At 74.3% G+C, this 1064-nt stretch carries 2 protein-coding genes; both read right to left on the bottom strand.

Going from position 1 to position 1064, the window contains the following annotated elements; genetic code table 11:
- Positions 1 to 26: 26 nt before the first annotated feature.
- On the bottom strand, positions 27 to 419 hold the full coding sequence (locus tag GV126_RS32160) for a YidH family protein (protein ID WP_159674453.1): 393 nt from the start codon (positions 417 to 419) through the stop codon (positions 27 to 29).
- 67 nt (positions 420 to 486) lie between these two features.
- Positions 487 to 1002, bottom strand: coding sequence for an NUDIX domain-containing protein (locus tag GV126_RS32155; RefSeq protein ID WP_159674451.1), 516 nt, complete (start codon positions 1000 to 1002; stop codon positions 487 to 489).
- Positions 1003 to 1064: the final 62 nt, after the last annotated feature.

Below are 1064 nucleotides of genomic sequence, written 5' to 3'. Positions count from 1 at the left end.
GTCCGCGCCCGGCACCCGCGCCCCGCTCATCCCGCCCAGCCGGCGAGGACGACCACGACCATCGCCACGGCCACCACCGCGACGACGAGACTCAGCAGGGCCGGGAAGCGGGAGGCGGGCAGGTCCTCGCCCCGGCGCATCGCCCGCTCGCACCGCACCCAGTGGTTGACCGCGCGCAGCGAGCACAGCACGCCCGCCGCGAGCAGCGCCAGCGCCAGGCCGATGCGCCAGGCCCAGCGCAGGCCCGGCAGGAACTGGTCCACCGCGAAACCGCCGCCGATCAGCGCCAGCGCGGTGCGCAGCCAGGCGAGGAAGGTGCGCTCGTTGGCCAGCGAGAAACGGTAGTCCGGGGTGCGTCCCTCCGCCCTGATGTCCTCGGGAGCGAACCACAAGCGGACGTTCCGTACGAAGTCGATCACGCGAGGGACCTTACCCACGCGGAAGCCCGGACGGCCTCGGGGGCGGTGCGCGGTGGCCGGGGCGCCCTCACCGTGCCGAGCGGTACGCCCGCAGCCGCTCGTAGGCCGCCAGGCCGTCCGGCACCCACTCCCACTCGCCCAGCCGGCGCTCCACCTCCTCCTCGGGCAGGAAGGCGTGCCAGGCCACCTCCTCCACCTGCGGCCGCACCGGCAGGTCGCAGCGGACCTGGTACACCGCCGACCACCAGGTGCGTCCGGGACCGCCGTCGTACAGGAACTTGAACAGGTACTCGGGCCGGGGCAGCCCGGTCACCCCCAGTTCCTCCTCGGCCTCGCGCAGGGCCGCCTCGTCGTAGGTCTCGCCGGCCCCGACGACCCCGCCGACGAACATGTCGTACAGGGAGGGGAAGACCAGCTTCGTCGGTGTGCGGCGGTGCACGAAGAGGCGGCCGGCGGCGTCGCGGGCCTCGATGAAGACGCAGCGGTGCCGCAGCCCCTTGGCGTAGGCCTCGCCGCGCGGGGACTGCCCGACCACCCGGTCCTGCTCGTCGACGATGTCGAGGATCTCGTCTGCAGCGCTCATGCCGACCATCCAAGCAGGCCCGGGCGGCGCCCCGGAGGGGGCGCCGCCCGGGCCTGCTTGGA

Origin of the sequence: Streptomyces mexicanus (genome assembly GCF_902506575.1) — a bacterium.
GTDB lineage: Bacteria > Actinomycetota > Actinomycetes > Streptomycetales > Streptomycetaceae > Streptomyces > Streptomyces mexicanus.
The sequence above is the reverse complement of the archived record's forward strand: the minus strand, read 5'-3'. Positions and strand labels throughout refer to the sequence as shown.